This is a genomic window from Citrobacter sp. Cc139, assembly GCF_030334645.1.
Lineage (GTDB): Bacteria > Pseudomonadota > Gammaproteobacteria > Enterobacterales > Enterobacteriaceae > Citrobacter > Citrobacter werkmanii.
Window position 1 is genome coordinate 1 of the sequence record NZ_JAOWDM010000066.1, and the last position, 18,840, is coordinate 18,840.

Annotated in this window: 20 protein-coding genes and 1 other annotated feature; of the genes, 10 read left to right on the top strand and 10 right to left on the bottom strand. The window is 51.2% G+C overall.

What is annotated here, in order from left to right; all coding sequences use genetic code 11:
• Positions 1–257 precede the first annotated feature (257 nt).
• The 3 genes from clpB to rluD form a co-directional block, all read right to left on the bottom strand.
• Entirely contained in the window at positions 258–2,831 is a 2,574-nt protein-coding gene (gene clpB, locus OGV69_RS04315; protein WP_038642736.1) for an ATP-dependent chaperone ClpB, read from the bottom strand.
• 129 nt (positions 2,832–2,960) lie between these two features.
• Positions 2,961–3,692 carry a purine nucleoside phosphorylase YfiH gene (yfiH, locus tag OGV69_RS04320; RefSeq protein WP_069325280.1) on the bottom strand — a complete coding sequence of 244 codons (732 nt, stop codon included), beginning with the start codon at positions 3,690–3,692 and terminating at the stop codon, positions 2,961–2,963.
• Positions 3,689–4,669, bottom strand: coding sequence for a 23S rRNA pseudouridine(1911/1915/1917) synthase RluD (rluD, locus tag OGV69_RS04325; RefSeq protein WP_069325281.1), 981 nt, complete (start codon positions 4,667–4,669; stop codon positions 3,689–3,691). The genes yfiH and rluD overlap by 4 nt, the downstream gene beginning before the upstream one ends.
• Positions 4,670–4,800: 131 nt before the next feature.
• On the opposite strand from rluD, the gene bamD reads away from it, so the two are divergent.
• The 4 genes from bamD (at position 4,801) to pheA (ending at position 7,558) form a co-directional block, all read left to right on the top strand.
• Entirely contained in the window at positions 4,801–5,538 is a 738-nt protein-coding gene (bamD, locus tag OGV69_RS04330) for an outer membrane protein assembly factor BamD (protein ID WP_005130417.1), read from the top strand.
• 270 nt (positions 5,539–5,808) lie between these two features.
• Positions 5,809–6,147, top strand: a complete 339-nt coding sequence (raiA, locus tag OGV69_RS04335) for a ribosome-associated translation inhibitor RaiA (RefSeq protein WP_003031244.1) — start codon at positions 5,809–5,811, stop codon at positions 6,145–6,147.
• A gap of 102 nt (positions 6,148–6,249) precedes the next feature.
• Positions 6,250–6,375 (top strand) — a sequence feature (Phe leader region).
• Positions 6,251–6,298 (top strand): pheA operon leader peptide PheL, encoded by a 48-nt coding sequence (pheL, locus tag OGV69_RS04340; RefSeq protein ID WP_100250063.1) that lies wholly within the window; start codon positions 6,251–6,253, stop codon positions 6,296–6,298. (Overlaps the previous feature by 48 nt.)
• Positions 6,376–6,397: 22 nt before the next feature.
• Positions 6,398–7,558: a bifunctional chorismate mutase/prephenate dehydratase gene (gene pheA, locus OGV69_RS04345; RefSeq protein WP_038642743.1), complete on the top strand. Its 1,161-nt coding sequence runs from the start codon at positions 6,398–6,400 to the stop codon at positions 7,556–7,558.
• 42 nt (positions 7,559–7,600) lie between these two features.
• On the opposite strand, the gene tyrA is transcribed toward pheA, so the two are convergent.
• Together tyrA and aroF are read right to left on the bottom strand one after the other, a co-directional pair.
• Positions 7,601–8,722: a bifunctional chorismate mutase/prephenate dehydrogenase gene (gene tyrA / locus OGV69_RS04350; RefSeq protein ID WP_069325282.1), complete on the bottom strand. Its 1,122-nt coding sequence runs from the start codon at positions 8,720–8,722 to the stop codon at positions 7,601–7,603.
• Positions 8,723–8,732: 10 nt separating this feature from the next.
• Entirely contained in the window at positions 8,733–9,803 is a 1,071-nt protein-coding gene (gene aroF, locus OGV69_RS04355) for a 3-deoxy-7-phosphoheptulonate synthase AroF (protein WP_038642747.1), read from the bottom strand.
• A 215-nt stretch (positions 9,804–10,018) separates the two neighbouring features.
• Here aroF and OGV69_RS04360 point away from each other — a divergent pair, with 215 nt between their 5' ends.
• The 4 genes from OGV69_RS04360 (at position 10,019) to OGV69_RS04375 (ending at position 12,781) form a co-directional block, all read left to right on the top strand.
• Complete coding sequence (locus OGV69_RS04360; protein WP_069325283.1) at positions 10,019–10,393, top strand: DUF2799 domain-containing protein; 375 nt, start codon at positions 10,019–10,021, stop codon at positions 10,391–10,393.
• A gap of 158 nt (positions 10,394–10,551) precedes the next feature.
• Positions 10,552–11,070, top strand: a complete 519-nt coding sequence (gene yfiR / locus OGV69_RS04365; protein WP_038642751.1) for a regulatory sequestration protein YfiR — start codon at positions 10,552–10,554, stop codon at positions 11,068–11,070.
• Entirely contained in the window at positions 11,063–12,286 is a 1,224-nt protein-coding gene (gene dgcN / locus OGV69_RS04370; protein ID WP_038642753.1) for a diguanylate cyclase DgcN/YfiN, read from the top strand. Before yfiR ends, dgcN begins: the two co-directional genes overlap by 8 nt.
• A 12-nt stretch (positions 12,287–12,298) precedes the next feature.
• Entirely contained in the window at positions 12,299–12,781 is a 483-nt protein-coding gene (locus OGV69_RS04375; protein ID WP_069325284.1) for an OmpA family protein, read from the top strand.
• 138 nt (positions 12,782–12,919) lie between these two features.
• Here OGV69_RS04375 and rplS read toward each other — a convergent pair whose 3' ends face one another.
• The 5 genes from rplS to ffh all read right to left on the bottom strand — a co-directional run bounded on the left by rplS (position 12,920) and on the right by ffh (position 16,546).
• Complete coding sequence (gene rplS / locus OGV69_RS04380) at positions 12,920–13,267, bottom strand: 50S ribosomal protein L19 (protein WP_006687325.1); 348 nt, start codon at positions 13,265–13,267, stop codon at positions 12,920–12,922.
• Between the two features lie 39 nt (positions 13,268–13,306).
• Positions 13,307–14,074, bottom strand: a complete 768-nt coding sequence (trmD, locus tag OGV69_RS04385) for a tRNA (guanosine(37)-N1)-methyltransferase TrmD (protein WP_003031232.1) — start codon at positions 14,072–14,074, stop codon at positions 13,307–13,309.
• Positions 14,075–14,118: 44 nt separating this feature from the next.
• Positions 14,119–14,667: a ribosome maturation factor RimM gene (gene rimM / locus OGV69_RS04390; RefSeq protein WP_003031230.1), complete on the bottom strand. Its 549-nt coding sequence runs from the start codon at positions 14,665–14,667 to the stop codon at positions 14,119–14,121.
• An 18-nt stretch (positions 14,668–14,685) separates the two neighbouring features.
• The gene (rpsP, locus tag OGV69_RS04395) at positions 14,686–14,934 is read right to left on the bottom strand and encodes a 30S ribosomal protein S16 (protein ID WP_003031228.1); all 249 of its coding nucleotides are present in this window, start codon (positions 14,932–14,934) and stop codon (positions 14,686–14,688) included.
• A gap of 250 nt (positions 14,935–15,184) precedes the next feature.
• On the bottom strand, positions 15,185–16,546 hold the full coding sequence (gene ffh, locus OGV69_RS04400; RefSeq protein ID WP_006687321.1) for a signal recognition particle protein: 1,362 nt from the start codon (positions 16,544–16,546) through the stop codon (positions 15,185–15,187).
• 166 nt (positions 16,547–16,712) lie between these two features.
• On the opposite strand from ffh, the gene OGV69_RS04405 reads away from it, so the two are divergent.
• Together OGV69_RS04405 and OGV69_RS04410 are read left to right on the top strand one after the other, a co-directional pair.
• Positions 16,713–17,504 (top strand): cytochrome C assembly family protein, encoded by a 792-nt coding sequence (locus tag OGV69_RS04405; protein ID WP_042313291.1) that lies wholly within the window; start codon positions 16,713–16,715, stop codon positions 17,502–17,504.
• 18 nt (positions 17,505–17,522) lie between these two features.
• Positions 17,523–18,812, top strand: coding sequence for an HlyC/CorC family transporter (locus OGV69_RS04410; protein ID WP_141700256.1), 1,290 nt, complete (start codon positions 17,523–17,525; stop codon positions 18,810–18,812).
• The last annotated feature ends 28 nt before the right edge of the window (positions 18,813–18,840 follow it).

Genomic DNA, 18,840 nt, shown 5'->3' on the forward strand with positions numbered 1-18,840 from the left:
CAGCGGCGCGGGGTGTGCATATTACGCTATCCCGCTTCAGAGTCAAGCGTTTATTTACGCTTTTCTCCGCTGACCCGGCGACGTGTAATCCGTTGTTCCGTGTCAGTGGAGGCGAATTATAGGGAGTTATTTCAGGCTGACAAGTTAAAAATACAAAAAACTTATCAAACGATTACTTTTCACTCAATCCTTCTATTTTTGCCTGGTTTTTAAACAAAAACGAGCCCCACAGGGCTCGTTTATTATCGTTTTGTGACTTACTGCACTGCCACGATACGGTCGTCGTTCACTTCCAGGCGAATGGCTTTGCCAGGAATCAGCTCCCCAGACAAAATTTGCTGCGCCAGCGGGTTTTCGATCTGTTGCTGGATAGCGCGTTTCAATGGACGCGCGCCATATACCGGATCGTAACCATTCGCGCTCAGCAGTTTGAGCGCTTCGTCTGAGATATGGATTTCATAGCCACGCTCTTCCAGACGTTTATACAGACGCTGCAGTTGGATCTGAGCAATAGAAGCAATGTGCTGCTCACCCAACGGATGGAATACCACAACCTCATCTATACGGTTGATAAATTCCGGACGGAAGTTATGGCTCACAACGCCCAGCACCATATCCTTCATGTGGCTGTAATCGAGCTCGCCAAAACGTTCCTGGATCAGATCAGAGCCCAGGTTCGAAGTCATGATGACCACCGTATTACGGAAGTCGACCGTTCTCCCCTGCCCGTCGGTCAGACGACCATCGTCAAGCACCTGCAGCAGAATGTTGAACACATCCGGATGCGCTTTCTCCACTTCATCCAGCAGGATGACGGAGTAAGGACGACGGCGCACTGCTTCAGTGAGATACCCCCCCTCTTCGTAGCCGACATATCCCGGAGGCGCACCGACCAGACGAGACACCGAGTGTTTCTCCATAAACTCGGACATATCGATACGCACCATTGCATCGTCACTGTCGAACATAAAGTTTGCCAGCGCTTTACACAGTTCGGTTTTACCGACACCGGTCGGCCCAAGGAACAGGAATGAACCAATCGGACGGTTCGGGTCAGACAGCCCAGCACGGCTACGCCGAATCGCGTTAGATACCGCTTCAACCGCTTCGTTCTGGCCAATCACACGGCTGTGCAACTCCTGCTCCATACGCAACAGTTTTTCCCGTTCGCCTTCCAGCATGCGGGCAACCGGGATCCCCGTCCAACGTGCCAGCACTTCAGCAATTTCTGCATCGGTCACTTTGTTACGCAACAGACGCATAGTTTTACCTTCCGACTGGGTAGCGGCTTCCAGCTGTTTTTCCAGCTCCGGGATTTTACCGTACTGCAGCTCGGACATCCGCGCCAAGTCGCCCACACGACGCGCCTGCTCGATGGCGATCTTCGCCTGCTCCAGCTCAGCCTTAATCGTCTGAGTACCGGAGAGCGAGGCTTTTTCCGCTTTCCACTCTTCTTCTAACTCAGAATACTGGCGCTCTTTGTCGTCCAGTTCTTCGTTGAGCATATCAAGACGTTTTTTACTCGCCTCATCAGACTCTTTCATTAATGCCTGCTGTTCCAGTTTGAGCTGGATAATACGGCGGTCGAGTCTGTCCAGTTCTTCCGGCTTGGAGTCAATCTGCATACGAATGCTGGATGCCGCTTCATCGATCAGGTCGATGGCTTTATCCGGCAACTGACGGTCGGCGATATAGCGGTGAGACAGCGTCGCTGCCGCAACAATCGCCGGGTCAGTGATCTGCACATGGTGGTGCAGCTCATAACGTTCTTTCAGACCACGCAAAATGGCGATGGTGTCTTCTACTGAAGGTTCAGCCACAAACACTTTCTGGAAACGACGTTCCAGCGCCGCATCTTTTTCGATGTACTGACGATATTCATCGAGCGTGGTTGCGCCTACGCAGTGCAGTTCCCCACGCGCCAGCGCCGGTTTCAGCATGTTCCCGGCGTCCATGGCGCCATCGGCTTTACCCGCGCCAACCATGGTGTGCAGCTCATCAATAAACAGAATGACGTTGCCTTCTTGTTTAGAGAGATCGTTCAGCACACCTTTTAAACGTTCTTCAAACTCGCCACGATATTTCGCCCCGGCCACCAGCGCGCCCATATCCAGCGCCAGTACGCGGCGACCTTTTAAGCCTTCCGGCACTTCGCCGTTGATAATACGCTGCGCCAGCCCTTCAACGATGGCGGTTTTACCGACGCCAGGTTCACCAATCAACACCGGGTTATTTTTAGTACGACGTTGCAGCACCTGAATGGTGCGGCGAATTTCTTCATCACGACCGATAACCGGATCGAGCTTGCCCTGTTCGGCGCGTTCGGTCAGATCGACGGTATATTTTTTCAAGGCCTGACGTTGGTCTTCAGCTCCCTGATCATTCACGCTTTCACCTCCACGCATTTGTTCAATTGCCTGAGTGATATTGGCGGTCGTCGCCCCTGCTGATTTTAATAAATCGGTCAGCGTACCGCGTGACTCAAGCGCCGCCAGAACGAACAGCTCTGACGAAATAAAGTTGTCCCCTCGTTTTTGCGCCAGCTTGTCGCAAAGATTCAGTACACGCACCAGATCCTGAGAAGGCTGCACATCACCGCCGGTACCTTCTACCTGCGGCAAGCGGCTCAACGCCTGGTCAATGGCTGTACGTAACTGGCCGGCATTAATGCCAGCAGAGGTTAATAAAGGACGTACCGATCCCCCTTCCTGATTCAGCAAGGCGCTCATTAGATGAAGTGGTTCGATGAATTGATTGTCGTGCCCCAATGCGAGTGACTGGGCATCGGCAAGAGCAAGCTGGAATTTATTAGTAAGACGATCCAGACGCATAACTCCTCCCATAACAGGTCAAAATTGCTACTGGAGATTAAATGAGGTCATCCCTCAATTATTCAAGGTGAATGACCTGAATTATGTGAAAAGAAAATTACACGTACCGGATCGTCTTGATTCTTTAGGTTATATCAGCCAAATAAAACTTGCCATACGACCCGTGGTATTGTCGCGACGATAAGAGAAGAAAGTCTCACTTTCGCTGAAGGTGCACCGGTCACCGCCGTAGAGGTGCGTCACGCCGACATTTACCAGACGCTGGCGCGCAAGCTGGTAGATATCCGCCAGATATTTGTCTGCGCGCGGTACAAATGCGAGGTCCGCCTGCGGATCATGCGCCATGAACGCTGCGCGGACTTCTGGCCCCACTTCAAACGCGTTCGGGCCAATCGCCGGGCCTAGCCAGGCAATAATGTTTTCAGGTTTGTCGGCAAAACACGCCACCGTCTCTTCCAGCACACCGGCGCATAATCCGCGCCAACCTGCATGGGCCGCCGCGACTTCCGTACCTGCACGATTACAAAATAGTACGGGCAGACAGTCCGCCGTCATCACCGCACACACGGTACCAGGCGTATTGCTGTATGACGCATCCGCACGTTTGGAGGAGTACGGCTCGCCCGTCAGTTTCAGGACGTCCTTGCCGTGAACCTGTTCCAGCCAGACTGGCTTTGAAGGCAGATTGCCCGCAGCAAACAGTCGTTTGCGGTTCTCTTCGACATGCTCCGGGTTATCGCCGCAATGGGCGCCCAGATTCAGCGAATCATAAGGCGGCATACTGATACCGCCAATACGGGTAGAACTACATGCCGCAACACCTTGCGGTATCGGCCACTGCGGGACAATTAGCTTACTCATAACCAGGCAATATCATCCTTATGTTGTTCGAAATCGGCGCGCATCACTTCAATCAGTTCCACCATATCTTGCGGAATTGGCGCATGCCATTCCATTTCGATACCGGAAATCGGGTGATACAGACGCAGCATGGTCGCGTGCAGCGCCTGACGGTCGAACTTACGCAATACGGAAATAAATTCGTCAGAAGCGCCTTTTGGTGGACGCGGACGACCACCGTAGACCGGATCGCCCACCAGCGGATGGGTGATATGCGCCATGTGCACGCGGATCTGGTGCGTACGTCCGGTTTCCAGACGCAACCGCAGACGCGTGTGCACACGGAAGTGTTCCATAATACGATAGTGCGTCACCGCCGGTTTACCCATCGGGTGTACCGCCATGTGTGTACGCTTGGTCGGGTGACGGCTAATCGGCTCTTCAACGGTTCCGCCCGCTGTCATATGACCAATCGCCACGGCTTCGTACTCACGGGTAATTTCACGCAGCTGTAATGACTCCACCAGACGCGTTTGCGCCGGAACGGTTTTTGCCACCACCATTAATCCGGTCGTGTCTTTGTCCAGACGATGGACGATACCCGCGCGAGGAACATCCGCAATTGGCGGGTAGTAATGCAGCAACGCATTCAATACCGTGCCATCAGGATTGCCTGCGCCCGGATGCACCACGAGGTCACGCGGTTTGTTGATAACAAGAATATCGTCATCTTCATAAACGATATCCAGCGGGATATCCTGAGGCTCAAAACGAACCTCTTCGTCAATTTCTGCATTGATGGAGACCTGCTCTCCACCCAACACTTTTTCTTTCGGTTTATCGCAAAGATTGCCATTTACCAGCACGCGCTGGTCGAGGATCCATTCTTTTATGCGCGATCGCGAATAATCAGGGAACAATTCGGCCAAAGCCTGATCTAAGCGTTGACCGAGCTGATTTTCGGAGACTGTTGCGGTGAGTTCTACTCGTTGTGCCATAAACTGCTTCTTTGTTTAACGTTGGGTTTTACGGCTTTGCCGTTTAATATAGTGTGCTATTGTAGCTGGTCTTAACCGGGAGCAGGAACAGAGAATCTCCCGTAAAACATTTTGAGGAAAGTCAAAACGTCATGACGCGCATGAAATATCTGGTGGCAGCAGCCACGTTGAGCCTGTTTTTGGCGGGTTGCTCTGGTTCAAAGGAAGAGGTGCCCGATAATCCGCCAAATGAAATCTACGCGACTGCTCAGCAAAAGCTGCAGGACGGTAACTGGAAACAGGCAATAACGCAATTGGAAGCGTTGGATAACCGTTATCCATTTGGACCGTATTCTCAGCAGGTGCAATTAGATCTCATCTACGCCTACTACAAAAACGCCGATCTGCCACTTGCTCAGGCTGCCATCGATCGTTTTATCCGTCTTAATCCGACACACCCTAACATTGATTATGTCATGTATATGCGTGGCCTGACCAATATGGCGTTGGATGATAGCGCACTGCAAGGATTCTTTGGGGTTGATCGCAGCGATCGCGATCCACAACATGCCCGAGCTGCGTTTAATGACTTTTCCAAACTGGTACGTGGCTACCCGAACAGCCAGTACACCACTGACGCCACTAAACGTCTGGTGTTCCTGAAAGATCGTCTGGCGAAGTATGAATACTCCGTTGCGGAATATTACACTGCCCGTGGCGCATGGGTGGCGGTGGTAAACCGTGTGGAAGGCATGCTGCGCGACTACCCGGATACCCAGGCAACACGTGATGCTCTGCCGTTGATGGAAAACGCTTATCGCCAGATGCAAATGAATGCGCAGGCAGAAAAAGTAGCGAAGATCATTGCCGCCAACAGCAGCAATACCTGATTTACCTCAGAATGCAAAACGGCAGCCCCAAGGGCTGCCGTTTTTTTATCCGTTTACGCCATAACTGAAGCGGTTTAGCTCCAACGCATCTCATCAAATATGGCCTGCTTTCTGCTATTCCTCAAGTAAAAAATCGCTTGTTCCTGCGGTGCCTCACAAAAAGGTTTTCTTGACAAAAAGCGACAAAATAATGTGATTTAAATCACACATTTTGACATTAGGAACGGTATGCTGGAATTACCAAGACGGGAAAGACAAGAGGTAAAATTTATGACAATGAACATTACCAGTAAACAAATGGAAATTACTCCGGCAATTCGCCAGCATGTCGCAGACCGTCTCGCCAAACTTGAAAAATGGCAAACTCATCTGATTAATCCACATATCATTCTGTCTAAGGAGCCACAGGGTTTCATTGCTGATGCCACCATCAATACACCGAACGGACATCTGGTCGCCAGCGCAAAACACGAGGATATGTACACCGCAATTAACGATTTGATCAACAAGCTGGAACGGCAGCTCAATAAAGTGCAGCACAAAGGCGAAGCCCGTCGTGCAACAACTTCAGTCAAAGACGCTAACTTCGTCGAAGCAGAAGAAGAGTAGTCCCTTACATTGAGTGTATCGCCAACGCGCCTTCGGGCGCGTTTTTTGTTGACAGGGTGAAAACAGTACGGGTACTTTACTGACGTAGCCAAAGGAAAATTACATGAAACTTGTCCCGTTCTTCTTCGCATTCTTTTTTACCTTCCCCTGAATGGGAGGCGTTTCGTCGTGTGATAAAGAATGCGAAGACGAACAATAAGGCCTCCCACAACGGGGGGCCTTTTTTATTGATAACAAGAAAGGCAACACTATGACATCGGAAAACCCATTGCTGGCGCTGCGCGATAAAATCAGTTCGCTGGATGAAAAATTACTGGCCCTGCTGGCTGAACGGCGTGGGCTGGCCGTAGAAGTCGGTAAAGCTAAACTGCTTTCACATCGTCCAGTACGTGATATCGACCGCGAACGCGATCTGTTAGACCGGCTGATTCAGCTTGGCAAAGCGCATCATCTCGACGCGCACTATATCACCCGCTTGTTCCAACTGATTATCGAAGACTCCGTCCTGACGCAGCAGGCACTGCTCCAGCAACATCTGAACAAAATTAACCCCCATTCCGCGCGCGTCGCCTTCCTTGGGCCAAAAGGCTCATACTCACACCTCGCCGCACGTCAGTACGCTGCCCGTCATTTTGAACAATTCATTGAAAGCGGCTGCGCGAAATTTGCCGATATCTTTAATCAGGTCGAAACCGGACAAGCTGACTATGCGGTGGTCCCGATTGAAAACACCAGCTCCGGTGGGATTAACGACGTCTACGACCTGCTGCAGCACACCAGTCTGTCTATCGTTGGCGAGATGACTATTACGATTGACCACTGCGTACTGGTATCCGGCACAACCGATCTCGAGACCATTGATACGGTATACAGCCACCCGCAGCCGTTCCAACAGTGCAGCAAGTTCCTGAGCCGTTACCCACACTGGAAGATTGAGTACACCGAAAGCACCTCAGCGGCGATGGAAAAAGTTGCACAAGCTAACTCACCGCGCGTAGCCGCATTGGGGAGCGAAGCCGGAGGCGTACTGTATGGTTTGCAGGTTCTCGAGCATATCGAAGCAAACCAGACACAAAACATCACCCGCTTTGTGGTACTGGCACGCAAGGCTATCAATGTTTCCGACCAGGTTCCGGCGAAAACCACGCTGCTGATGGCAACAGGCCAACAGGCCGGTGCGCTGGTTGAAGCGCTGCTGGTACTGCGCAACCATAATCTGATTATGACTAAACTGGAGTCACGCCCGATTCACGGCAATCCATGGGAAGAGATGTTTTATCTTGATATCCAGGCGAATCTGGAATCCCCCCAAATGCAAAAGGCGTTAAAGGAATTGGGGGAGATTACGCGTTCGATGAAGGTGCTGGGATGTTACCCGAGTGAGAACGTGGTGCCGGTCGATCCGAGTTAACGTGACAATGCCGGATGGCGCCAGGCTTATCCGGCATCTTAGTTAAGGACGGCTGTCATTCGCCTGGCGCAACAAAGTACGGCTTTCGCTCTGGAAGCGTTTCGCATAATCGCCAAACCAGTGCTCCACCTTACGGAAGCTGTCGATAAACGCTTGCTTATCGCCCTGCTCCAGTAAACCAATCGCCTCACCAAAACGTTGATAGTAGCGTTTGATCAGCGCAAGGTTGCTCTCAGACGACATAATGATATCGGCATACAGCTGCGGATCCTGGGCAAACAGGCGTCCAACCATCGCCAGTTCAAGGCGGTAAATCGGCGAAGAGAGCGCCAGTAATTGTTCCAGTTGCACGTTTTCTTCCGCCAGGTGCAGACCATAGGCGAAGGTCGCAAAGTGACGCAAGGCCTGAATAAACGCCATATTCTGGTCGTGTTCAACGGCGCTGATCCGATGCAGCCGCGCGCCCCAGACCTGAATCTGTTCCAGGAACCACTGATAGGCGTCCGGCTGACGTCCATCACACCAGACAACCACCTGTTTTGCCAGACTGCCGCTGTCCGGACCAAACATGGGATGTAATCCCACCACCGGACCATCGTGCGCTGCCAGCATCGCCTGTAAAGGACCATTTTTCACCGATGCCAAATCGACCAGGATACAGTCAGACGGCAGACGCGGTAATTTAGCGATCACCTGCTCGGTGACGTGGATCGGCACGCTGACGATCACCATGCCTGCATCAGAGACGATCTCCGACGCGCGATCCCAGTCCTGCTGTTCCAGGATCCGCACCTGATAACCTGACAGAGTGAGCATTTTTTCGAAAAGACGCCCCATCTGGCCACCGCCGCCGACGATCACTACCGGTCGTAGGGAAGGACAAAGCGTTTTGAATCCTTTGTCATTTTCACTGGAGTAGGACTCGCGCATAACCCGGCGCAGCACATCTTCAATCAGATCCGGCGGTACGCCAAGGGCTTCCGCTTCCGCGCGGCGTGAAGCCAACATAGAGGCCTCCCGCTCCGGCACGTAAATCGGCAGCCCAAAGCGGCTTTTTACTTCACCGACTTCGGCAACCAGCTCCAGGCGGCGTGCCAGCAAATCCAGCAGCGCCTTGTCGACTTCATCAATTTGATCGCGTAATGCGGTCAATTCAGCAACCATAACCAACCTCTTATGCTACACGCGCCGACAGCTGGCCGTTTAAATCCAGGCTAATTTCACGCAGTAGCGCATCCGTCATTTCCCAGCTAATGCAGGCATCGGTTACGGACACGCCGTATTTCATTGCGCTGCGCGGCTGTTCGGAAGACTGGTTGCCTTCATGAATATTACTTTCAATCATCAAACCAATGATCGAGCGATTGCCATCTTTGATTTGCGCAATCACGGATTCAGCCACGGCAGGCTGACGGCGGTAATCTTTATTGGAGTTACCATGACTGCAATCTACCATCAGGGAAGGTCTTAGTCCCGCCTGTTCCATCTCTTTTTCGCACTGGGCAACATCTGCCGGGCTGTAGTTCGGCGCTTTGCCGCCACGCAGGATCACATGACCGTCCGGATTGCCCTGAGTTTGCAGCAGCGCTACCTGCCCTGCCTGGTTAATACCGACAAAACGGTGTGACTGCGCCGCGGCACGCATGGCGTTGATCGCGGTGGCCAGGCTGCCGTCAGTGCCGTTCTTAAAGCCAACCGGCATCGAAAGACCAGAAGCCATTTCACGGTGAGTCTGTGATTCCGTGGTACGCGCACCGATTGCTGACCAGCTAAACAGATCGCCCAGGTATTGCGGGCTATTAGGATCCAGGGCTTCAGTTGCCAGCGGAAGTCCCATATTTACCAGTTCAAGCAGCAACTGACGCGCAATTTTCAGTCCAGCTTCAACATCAAAAGAGCCATCCATATGAGGATCGTTAATTAACCCTTTCCAACCAACGGTAGTACGGGGTTTTTCAAAATAGACGCGCATCACCAGGTAGAGGTTATCGCTGACCTCTGCGGCAAGGGCTTTAAATCGACGAGCGTACTCAATTGCCATTTCAGGATCGTGAATGGAGCACGGACCACATACCACCAGCAGACGCGGATCGCGACCGGAGATAATATCTGAAATGGTTTTACGCGACTGGGCGATTTGCGCCTCTTGTGCCTGGCTCAGCGGAAACTCAGCTTTCAGCTGTTCCGGAGTCATCAGAACCTGTTCGTCGGTAATATGTACGTTGTTCAGCGCGTCTTTTTGCATGATGGTGATCCTGTTTAGCTCGTTTGCGATAGTTGATCCTCAGCGAGGAGGAAATAACGATATCACAACAGGTAAAGATTTCAATCCATAATCCGTAAATTTTAATTTACAGTGCGCTATTAAACACTAAATAAAGCCTGTCTGCGTGTATATTTAAATTTACACCATCCTGATATCAGATCCACTATGCTTAAAAAAACGCGGGAGCACAGGCAATGAAGCAACTCATCAGCACCTTATTAATACTACTTCTTAGCGGATGTCAGATAGACCCCTATACTCACGCCCCTACCTGGACTGGCACCGACTGGTACGATGCCGGCATACGCGATGCCATTTCAGGCTATGCGGTTAAAGATAATGAAATTCTTGCCGACAATTACAATGATCCAGAAGTCGATCGTACGGAATATCTTAAGGGTTACGCCGAGGGACAACGTAAAACCTGCCAGCAGGATTTTGTTTACGCCAGGGGTCTGGCCGGGAAAACCTTTCCCCCAAGTTGCGATACTGTCGAAAATGTTGACCTGTTACACAACGCCTGGCAAAAAGGGGCAAACGAAGGTAATGCCGCTATAAGATTAAATTAAACAATAGCTTATATTTTATATACGCATAAGATTTAACTTAAATTATCCATAGCTTTATACCCGGAATAATGACGACTTAGGAAAATAATGTTATTTTGTCTCAAACAATCTTGAGTGTATTTCGACGCTTTACGGCAACCGCTGGTAGGTAACTATTCATGAGCTATTCTTACCGACTCATACTTCTACTGGCACTGCTCCTGACCGGATTACCGCTGTACGCCCAGAGCGTTACGGAAGAAGCAAAATCTGTACGCGCGATGGTTTCCGGCATCGTCAGTTATACACACTGGCCTGCACTTTCCGGGCCACCAAAACTGTGTATTTTCTCTTCATCGCGTTTTTCCAGTGTACTGGGAGATACCAGTACTGGTGCTTTACCCTATCTTCCCGTCATCATTCGTACGGAACAAGAAATATTAGTTTCGCAGTGTGATGGTTTTTATTTTGGAAAAGAATCCCCTGGTTATCAGGTGGAATTAAAGAATAAATATCCGACAAAGGCACTGTTATTAATTGCTGAACAGAATCCCGAATGCGTTATTGGCAGTGCCTTTTGCCTCATAATTAAAGATGAAGATGTGAGATTTTCCGTAAATATGGATTCCCTTTCACGCAGTGGCGTAAGGGTCAGTCCAGACGTATTGATGCTAGCACGGAATAAAAAGCATGGATAAGGGCCATTCTCCCATAACACGCCCGACGTTTAAGCGGACATTACGGCGTATCAGCATAATCAGCGTCCTGGTCACCATGACGTTGATCTGGCTACTGCTTAGCATTTCCTCCGTGCTGGCATTAAGACAGTATGCGCAAAAGAACCTGGACCTGACCGCAGCCACTATGACTCGTACACTTGAAGCTGCATTAGTTTTTTCTGACAGTGTTGCGGCAACAGAAACTCTGGCGGCGCTAGGGCAACAAGGGCAGTTTTCCGTAGCGGAAGTGCGTAATAAAAATCAGAACGTGATCGCCACCTGGCGCTATGACGCGCAGGACACCACGGAAAAGATCAGCGGTTTGATCAGCCACTGGTTGTTTCCACAACCGGTCACGCAGCCCATTTTGCATAATGGCAATGTTATTGGTGAAGTGCGCCTGACTGCCCGCGATAGCGTGATCAGCCATTTCATTTATCTGTCGCTGGCCGTTCTTACCGGATGCATTCTGCTGGCATCAGGCATTGCATTAATGCTCACTCGCTATTTGCACAATGGCGTAGTAGAAGCCCTGCAAAATATCACCGAGGTGGTACATGATGTCCGTACCAACCGTAACTTTTCACGACGTGTTTCAGAAGAACGTATCGAAGAATTTCATCTTTTTGCTCAGGATTTTAATAGCCTGTTGGACGAAATGGAGGAATGGCAACTTCGGTTGCAGGCAAAGAACGCTCAGCTTTTGCGCACCGCATTACATGATCCTCTGACAGGACTGGCAAATCGCGCCGCATTTCGCAGCAGCATTAACGCCCTGATGAACGACGATGCTGCCCGCAGCAGTTCTGCATTGCTATTCCTTGATGGTGATAATTTTAAATTTATTAACGATACCTGGGGCCACGCAGCGGGCGACCGTGTCCTGATTGAAGTTGCAAAAAGGCTGTCCGAGTTTGGAGGTGATCGACATCACCCCTACAGGCTTGGCGGCGATGAGTTTGCCATGGTGCTGTATAGCGTTCACTCAGAATACGAAGTTCAGCGTATCTGTGCCGCACTGTCACAAGCGTTTAACCGACCTTTTGACCTGCACAATGGTCATCTGGCAAGCATGACACTCAGCATTGGCTTTGCGCTGACGTGGGAACATGCCTCTGCCGAGAAATTACAAGAACTTGCCGATCAAAATATGTATCAGGCCAAACATTTGCGTTCTGAACGCATTATTAAATAAGGAATTACACACATGTTAAAACGCCTATTTTCACCGTTTTTTCTGCTTTTACTGATCGTGGCAGGCTGTCAGGCACCTCAGGGAAAATTTACCCCAGAGCAAATTGCAGCTATGAAATCGTACGGATTTAGCGAAGTTTCAGGAAACTGGTCTCTTGGCCTGTCTGACAATATCCTGTTTGATAAAAACGACTATAAGCTACGTCCGGAAAGTGAAAAGCAGATTCAGGAAATGGCATCCAAACTGGCTGCTACCGGGCTAAACCATGCTCGTCTGGATGGTCATACGGATAACTACGGCGAAGACAGCTACAACGAAGCTCTGTCGCTCAAACGCGCGAATGTCGTGGCCGATGCCTGGGCACAAGGCGCTAATATTCCCCGTACCAATCTGACCACCCAGGGACTCGGGAAGAAATACCCTATCGCCAGTAACCAGACCTCTAAAGGTCGTGCTGAAAACCGCCGTGTCGCGGTCGTGATCGCCACACCGTAATCATCCCCGGCTGACTGTATCCAGAGAGTATGTAAAGTCCCCCGGCAGTCAGTTTGTTCCCATCAGTAAATATCGCGATAAAAAAAGGGCCAGCCTTTCGGCCAGCCCTTTTCTAACAGGATGTCGCTTGCGCGAATCTTAGTTAAGACGCTCTTTGATACGAGCAGACTTACCAGTGCGCTCACGCAGGTAGTACAGTTTAGCTTTACGAACAGCACCACGACGTTTAACAGCAATGCTGTCAACTACCGGAGAGTGAGTCTGGAAGACACGCTCAACGCCTTCGCCGTTGGAAATTTTACGAACAGTGAATGCAGAGTGCAGACCGCGGCTACGAATAGCGATAACCACGCCCTCAAATGCCTGCAGACGTTTTTTGGAACCTTCAACAACCCATACTTTCACTTCCACGGTATCACCCGGACGGAAGGAAGGTACGTCCTGCTTCATCTGTTCTTGTTCAAGTTGCTTAATAATGTTGCTCATAATTTAATCTCTTATCCTGGGTAAACTGATATTGGGGGCTTACGCCTGCCCATCATGTTTATGTTGCTGTTGTGCGTGTTCCTTTTTGAACTCCGCCAGCAACCTTGCTTGCTCTTCAGTCAGAGCCAGGTTTTCCAGAAGTTCAGGTCTTCTAAGCCAGGTCCGGCCCAGCGACTGTTTCAAACGCCAGCGACGTATCTCAGCGTGGTTCCCCGACAGTAATACTGCCGGTACTTCCATCTGCTCTAACACTTCAGGTCGGGTATAGTGTGGACAGTCCAGCAACCCGTCAGCAAACGAATCTTCGATTGCTGATGCTTCATGACCCAGAACCCCCGGAATAAACCGGGAAACGGAATCGATCAGCGTCATTGCCGGTAACTCACCACCGCTGAGGACGTAATCGCCGATTGACCATTCTTCATCAATTTCGGTTTGAATCACGCGCTCATCGATACCTTCATAGCGACCACACACCAGAATCAGCTTTTGATTCGTGGCCAGTTCGCTGACGCCCGCTTGATCAAGCTTGCGTCCCTGAGGTGACAGATAAATCACCTTTGCGCCTTCACCAGCCGCAGCTTTTGCTGCATGAATGGCGTCCCGTAAGGGTTGCACCATCATTAACATCCCCGGTCCGCCGCCGTAAGGACGATCGTCCACGGTACGGTGCCGGTCATGAGTAAAGTCTCGAGGACTCCAGCTCTGGATGTTCAGCAGGCCATTTTTTACTGCCCGGCCAGTTACCCCGTAATCGGTAATTGCGCGGAACATTTCAGGAAACAGGCTAACGATACCTATAAACACAAGCCAATCCCCATAACGCCGACTTTTACCGTTTATCCGGTGGTTTAAAAACCAGGATCCCAATCTACTTCGATAGTACGAGTAGCGAGATCGACTTTCTTGATAACCTGCCCATCGAGGAACGGTACAAGACGTTCCTTGATACCAAACGCATCTTTCAGGTTTGCCTTGATGACGATGACGTCATTCGAACCGGTTTCCATCATATCGACGACTTTACCGAGATCGTAGCCTTCAGTGGTCACTACCTGGCAGCCCATAAGGTCTTTCCAGTAGTAGGAACCATCTTCCAGCGCTGGCAACTGCGAGGAATCCACGACAATTTCGCAATTGGTCAGTAGATTCGCCGAATCACGATCGTCAACGCCTTTCAGCTTGATGATCAGATCCTGATTGTGGTGCTTCCAGCTTTCCAGCTGTACTTGCTGCCACTGACCCGCCTTCTGGATAAACCAGGGCTGATAGTCAAAAATGCTTTCGGCGTCTTCAGTGGAAGAAAACACTCTGAGCCAACCACGAATACCGTAAGAAGACCCCATTTTCCCCAAAACGATGGGTTCCACAGGAGCCTGCGCGGCGAGTTGCTTGCTCATCATGACCACCGTGACAGATTAAGCTGCTTTGTTTGCTGCTTTGATCAGCGTAGCTACGCGATCAGAAATAGTCGCGCCCTGGCCAACCCAGTGAGCGATGCGATCCAGATCCAGGCGAGTGCCTTCTTCTTTTTCGCTAGCGATTGGGTTAAAGAAGCCAACGCGCTCGATGAAGCGACCGTTGCGTGCATTACGGCTGTCGGTGACAACAACCTGGTAGAACGGACGCTTTTTAGCGCCGTGACGAGCTAAACGAATAGTAACCATAACATCCTCTTGTGTGAATAAAACACCGGGCCCCATCGAGGGAAGGGACCCGGTGTCATATTAAAAGCCCGAAAATTTTACTGATTTCTGGGAAAAAAGCAATCAACAGTTAATAACTCTGCTGTAGAAGGCCGTCGGCGGCGCAGCGAGCTCGGTGCCGGCGTGCGCGCAGCCACCGCAGCGTACACACAGTACGTGAGGATGGCGAGCACACCCGGTGCCGAAGTAGCAAGTGAGCCAGGCCGGGAAATTAGCGGCCCGGGAAGCCTGGCGGCATCATCCCCTTCATACTCCGCATCATCTTCGCCATCCCGCCTTTCTTCATTTTCTTCATCATGCGCTGCATGTCGTCGAACTGTTTCAGAAGGCGGTTAACGTCCTGTACCTGCATACCGCAGCCGGTAGCAATACGGCGTTTACGGGAACCTTTGATGATTTCCGGCTTAGCGCGTTCTTTCATCGTCATCGAGTTGATGATGGCTTCCATACGCACCAGCACTTTATCGTCCATCTGCGATTTCACATTGTCAGGGATCTGACCCATACCCGGCAGTTTGCCCATCAGGCTTGCCATACCGCCCATGTTTTTCATCTGCTTGAGCTGCTCAAGGAAATCGTTGAGATCGAAGCCGTCGCCTTTTTTCAGCTTGCTGGCTAATTTCTCTGCCTGCGCGCGGTCAACTTTGCTTTCGATATCTTCGATCAGCGACAGCACGTCGCCCATGCCGAGAATACGTGAAGCAATACGATCCGGGTGGAACGGCTCCAGCGCTTCGGTTTTCTCGCCGACGCCGAGGAATTTAATCGGCTTGCCGGTGATATGACGAATAGAAAGCGCCGCACCGCCACGAGCATCACCATCAACTTTGGTCAGCACCACGCCGGTTAATGGCAGCGCTTCGTTAAAGGCTTTTGCGGTATTGGCGGCATCCTGACCGGTCATCGCATCGACGACAAACAGCGTTTCTACCGGCTTGATAGAAGCGTGGACCTGTTTGATTTCGTCCATCATCGCTTCGTCAACGTGCAGACGACCGGCGGTATCCACCAGCAGCACGTCGTAGAATTTGAGTTTGGCTTCTTTCAGCGCGGCGTTGACGATATCGACCGGTTTTTGACCGACATCCGACGGGAAGAAGTCCACACCAACCTGCTCGGCCAGCGTTTCCAGCTGTTTAATCGCCGCCGGGCGATAAACGTCCGCAGAGACCACCAGCACTTTCTTCTTGTGCTTCTCACGCAGGAATTTCCCCAGCTTACCCACGCTGGTGGTTTTACCTGCCCCCTGCAAGCCCGCCATCAGCACGACGGCAGGCGGCTGAGCAGCCAGATTCAGGGTCTGGTTTTCTTCGCCCATTGCCGCAACCAGCTCGTTACGGACAATCTTGACGAATTCCTGACCCGGCGTCAGGCTTTTGTTAACTTCATGACCAACCGCTTTCTCTTTTACGCGATTGATAAACTCACGCACTACCGGCAGCGCTACGTCAGCCTCCAGCAGCGCCATGCGCACTTCGCGCAGCGTCTCTTTAACGTTGTCTTCAGTAAGGCGTCCACGGCCACTGATATTGCGCAGCGTGCGCGACAAACGATCGGTTAAATTATCAAACATTGTCTCTCGCCTGGGGTGGAAACGGTCGGTCGCGACAGCGACACATCAACAGAAATTTGTCGCAGTATAACATGAAGCCGCCTTTGTTGTTATGCAACGGTTGGAGCAGCGGTCACGTAACGCTATACTGCTTTTCTTTATCACTGGCCAACTGTCGACACCTAATATGCCCGTTTTTGCTCTGCTCGCCCTTGTCGCCTACTCAGTCAGCCTCGCGCTGATTATTCCCGCTCTGCTGCAAAAAAACAGCGGCTGGCGGCGTATGGCTATTCTTTCTGCGGTCGTCGCGCTGGTAAGCCATGCTATCGCCCTGGAAGCGCGTATCCTGCCCGGCGGTGAAAGCGGACAAAACCTGAGCCTGTTGAACGTTGGCTCGCTGGTTAGCCTGATGATCTGCACGGTAATGACTATCGTCGCTTCACGCAACCGTGGCTGGCTATTACTGCCCATTGTCTACGCCTTTGCTCTGATCAACCTCGCCTTCGCGACGTTTATGCCTAACGAGTTCATCACTCATCTCGAAGCGACACCGGGCATGATGATTCACATCGGGCTATCGCTGTTTGCTTACGCCACGCTGATTATCGCCGCGCTGTATGCACTACAGCTGGCCTGGATCGATTATCAATTGAAAAACAAAAAACTGGCGTTCAGTAATGAAATGCCGCCACTGATGAGCATTGAGCGGAAAATGTTTCATATCACCCAGATCGGCGTGGTTCTGCTGACGCTCACTCTGTGTACTGGCCTGTTTTACATGCATAACCTGTTCAGTACTGAAAATATTGATAAAGCCGTTCTTTCTATCGTGGCATGGTTTGTCTATATCGTTCTGTTGTGGGGGCATTACCATGAAGGCTGGCGCGGACGTCGCGTCGTATGGTTTAACGTCGCAGGCGCAGTCATTCTGACGCTGGCCTATTTCGGCAGCCGTATACTGCAGCAGTTCGTGAGTTAAATCTTTAAGGAACCCTACGTGGAACACATCTCCACCACCACGCTCATTGTCACGCTTCTCATCATGGTGGTCATTTCCGCCTATTTTTCCGGTTCTGAAACCGGAATGATGACTCTGAATCGCTATCGTCTGCGGCATCGGGCCAAGCAAGGTAATCGTCAGGCAAAACGCGTTGAAAAGTTACTTCGCAAGCCGGATCGCCTGATAAGCCTGGTACTGATCGGGAATAACCTGGTGAATATTCTGGCCTCTGCGCTTGGCACTATTGTCGGTATGCGCCTGTATGGCGATGCCGGCGTCGCCATCGCCACCGGGGTGCTAACGTTTGTGGTACTGGTTTTTGCCGAAGTACTGCCAAAGACCATTGCCGCGCTGTATCCAGAAAAAGTCGCCTACCCGAGCAGTTTTTTGCTGGCCCCCCTGCAAATCATCATGATGCCGCTGGTCTGGTTGCTTAATACCATCACCCGTCTGCTGATGCGCATGATGGGTATCAAAACGGATATCGTGGTGAGCGGTTCGCTGAGTAAAGATGAACTGCGAACGCTGGTGAATGAATCACGCTCCCAAATCTCACGTCGTAATCAGGATATGCTGCTGTCCGTGCTGGATCTGGAAAAAGTCAGCGTCGATGACATCATGGTGCCGCGCAGTGAAATCATCGGCATTGATATTAACGAGGACTGGAAATCAATCGTGCGCCAGCTTTCGCACTCCCCCCACGGTCGTATTGTGCTGTACCGCGACTCACTCGACGATGCCATCAGTATGCTGCGCGTACGCGAAGCCTGGCGATTAATGGCGGAGAAAAAAGAGTTCACCAAAGAGACCATGTTACGCGCGGCTGACGAAATTTATTACGTCCCGGAAGGTACGCCCCTCAGCACCCAGCTCATTAAATTTCAGCGCAATAAGAAGAAAGTGGGTCTGGTGGTCAATGAATATGGCGATATTCAGGGGCTGGTCACGGTCGAAGATATTCTGGAAGAGATTGTCGGCGATTTCACCACATCAATGTCACCGACGCTTGCCGAAGAGGTGACGCCGCAGAATGATGGCTCAGTGATCATTGACGGCAGCGCCAACGTTCGTGAAATCAATAAGGCGTTTAACTGGCACTTGCCGGAGGATGACGCACGTACCGTGAACGGTATTATTCTTGAAGCGCTGGAAGAGATCCCGGTTGCCGGCACGCGAGTGCGTATTGGGCAGTACGATATCGATATTCTCGACGTGCAGGACAATATGATCAAACAGGTACAGGTGTTGCCGGTTACACCGCTACGCGAGAGCGTATCGGACCAGTGAGAGGAGTCCGGACCGGGTAGCGCATCAG

Excerpts from the sequence above, each read along its gene's own strand:
- clpB (WP_038642736.1), bottom strand. The coding sequence starts at position 2,831 with ATGCGTCTGGATCGTCTTACTAATAAATTCCAGCTTGCTCTTGCCGAT.
- yfiH (WP_069325280.1), bottom strand. The coding sequence starts at position 3,692 with ATGAGTAAGCTAATTGTCCCGCAGTGGCCGATACCGCAAGGTGTTGCG.
- rluD (WP_069325281.1), bottom strand. The coding sequence starts at position 4,669 with ATGGCACAACGAGTAGAACTCACCGCAACAGTCTCCGAAAATCAGCTC.
- bamD (WP_005130417.1), top strand. The coding sequence starts at position 4,801 with ATGACGCGCATGAAATATCTGGTGGCAGCAGCCACGTTGAGCCTGTTT.
- raiA (WP_003031244.1), top strand. The coding sequence starts at position 5,809 with ATGACAATGAACATTACCAGTAAACAAATGGAAATTACTCCGGCAATT.
- pheA (WP_038642743.1), top strand. The coding sequence starts at position 6,398 with ATGACATCGGAAAACCCATTGCTGGCGCTGCGCGATAAAATCAGTTCG.
- tyrA (WP_069325282.1), bottom strand. The coding sequence starts at position 8,722 with ATGGTTGCTGAATTGACCGCATTACGCGATCAAATTGATGAAGTCGAC.
- aroF (WP_038642747.1), bottom strand. The coding sequence starts at position 9,803 with ATGCAAAAAGACGCGCTGAACAACGTACATATTACCGACGAACAGGTT.
- OGV69_RS04360 (WP_069325283.1), top strand. The coding sequence starts at position 10,019 with ATGAAGCAACTCATCAGCACCTTATTAATACTACTTCTTAGCGGATGT.
- yfiR (WP_038642751.1), top strand. The coding sequence starts at position 10,552 with ATGAGCTATTCTTACCGACTCATACTTCTACTGGCACTGCTCCTGACC.
- dgcN (WP_038642753.1), top strand. The coding sequence starts at position 11,063 with ATGGATAAGGGCCATTCTCCCATAACACGCCCGACGTTTAAGCGGACA.
- OGV69_RS04375 (WP_069325284.1), top strand. The coding sequence starts at position 12,299 with ATGTTAAAACGCCTATTTTCACCGTTTTTTCTGCTTTTACTGATCGTG.
- rplS (WP_006687325.1), bottom strand. The coding sequence starts at position 13,267 with ATGAGCAACATTATTAAGCAACTTGAACAAGAACAGATGAAGCAGGAC.
- rimM (WP_003031230.1), bottom strand. The coding sequence starts at position 14,667 with ATGAGCAAGCAACTCGCCGCGCAGGCTCCTGTGGAACCCATCGTTTTG.
- rpsP (WP_003031228.1), bottom strand. The coding sequence starts at position 14,934 with ATGGTTACTATTCGTTTAGCTCGTCACGGCGCTAAAAAGCGTCCGTTC.
- ffh (WP_006687321.1), bottom strand. The coding sequence starts at position 16,546 with ATGTTTGATAATTTAACCGATCGTTTGTCGCGCACGCTGCGCAATATC.
- OGV69_RS04405 (WP_042313291.1), top strand. The coding sequence starts at position 16,713 with ATGCCCGTTTTTGCTCTGCTCGCCCTTGTCGCCTACTCAGTCAGCCTC.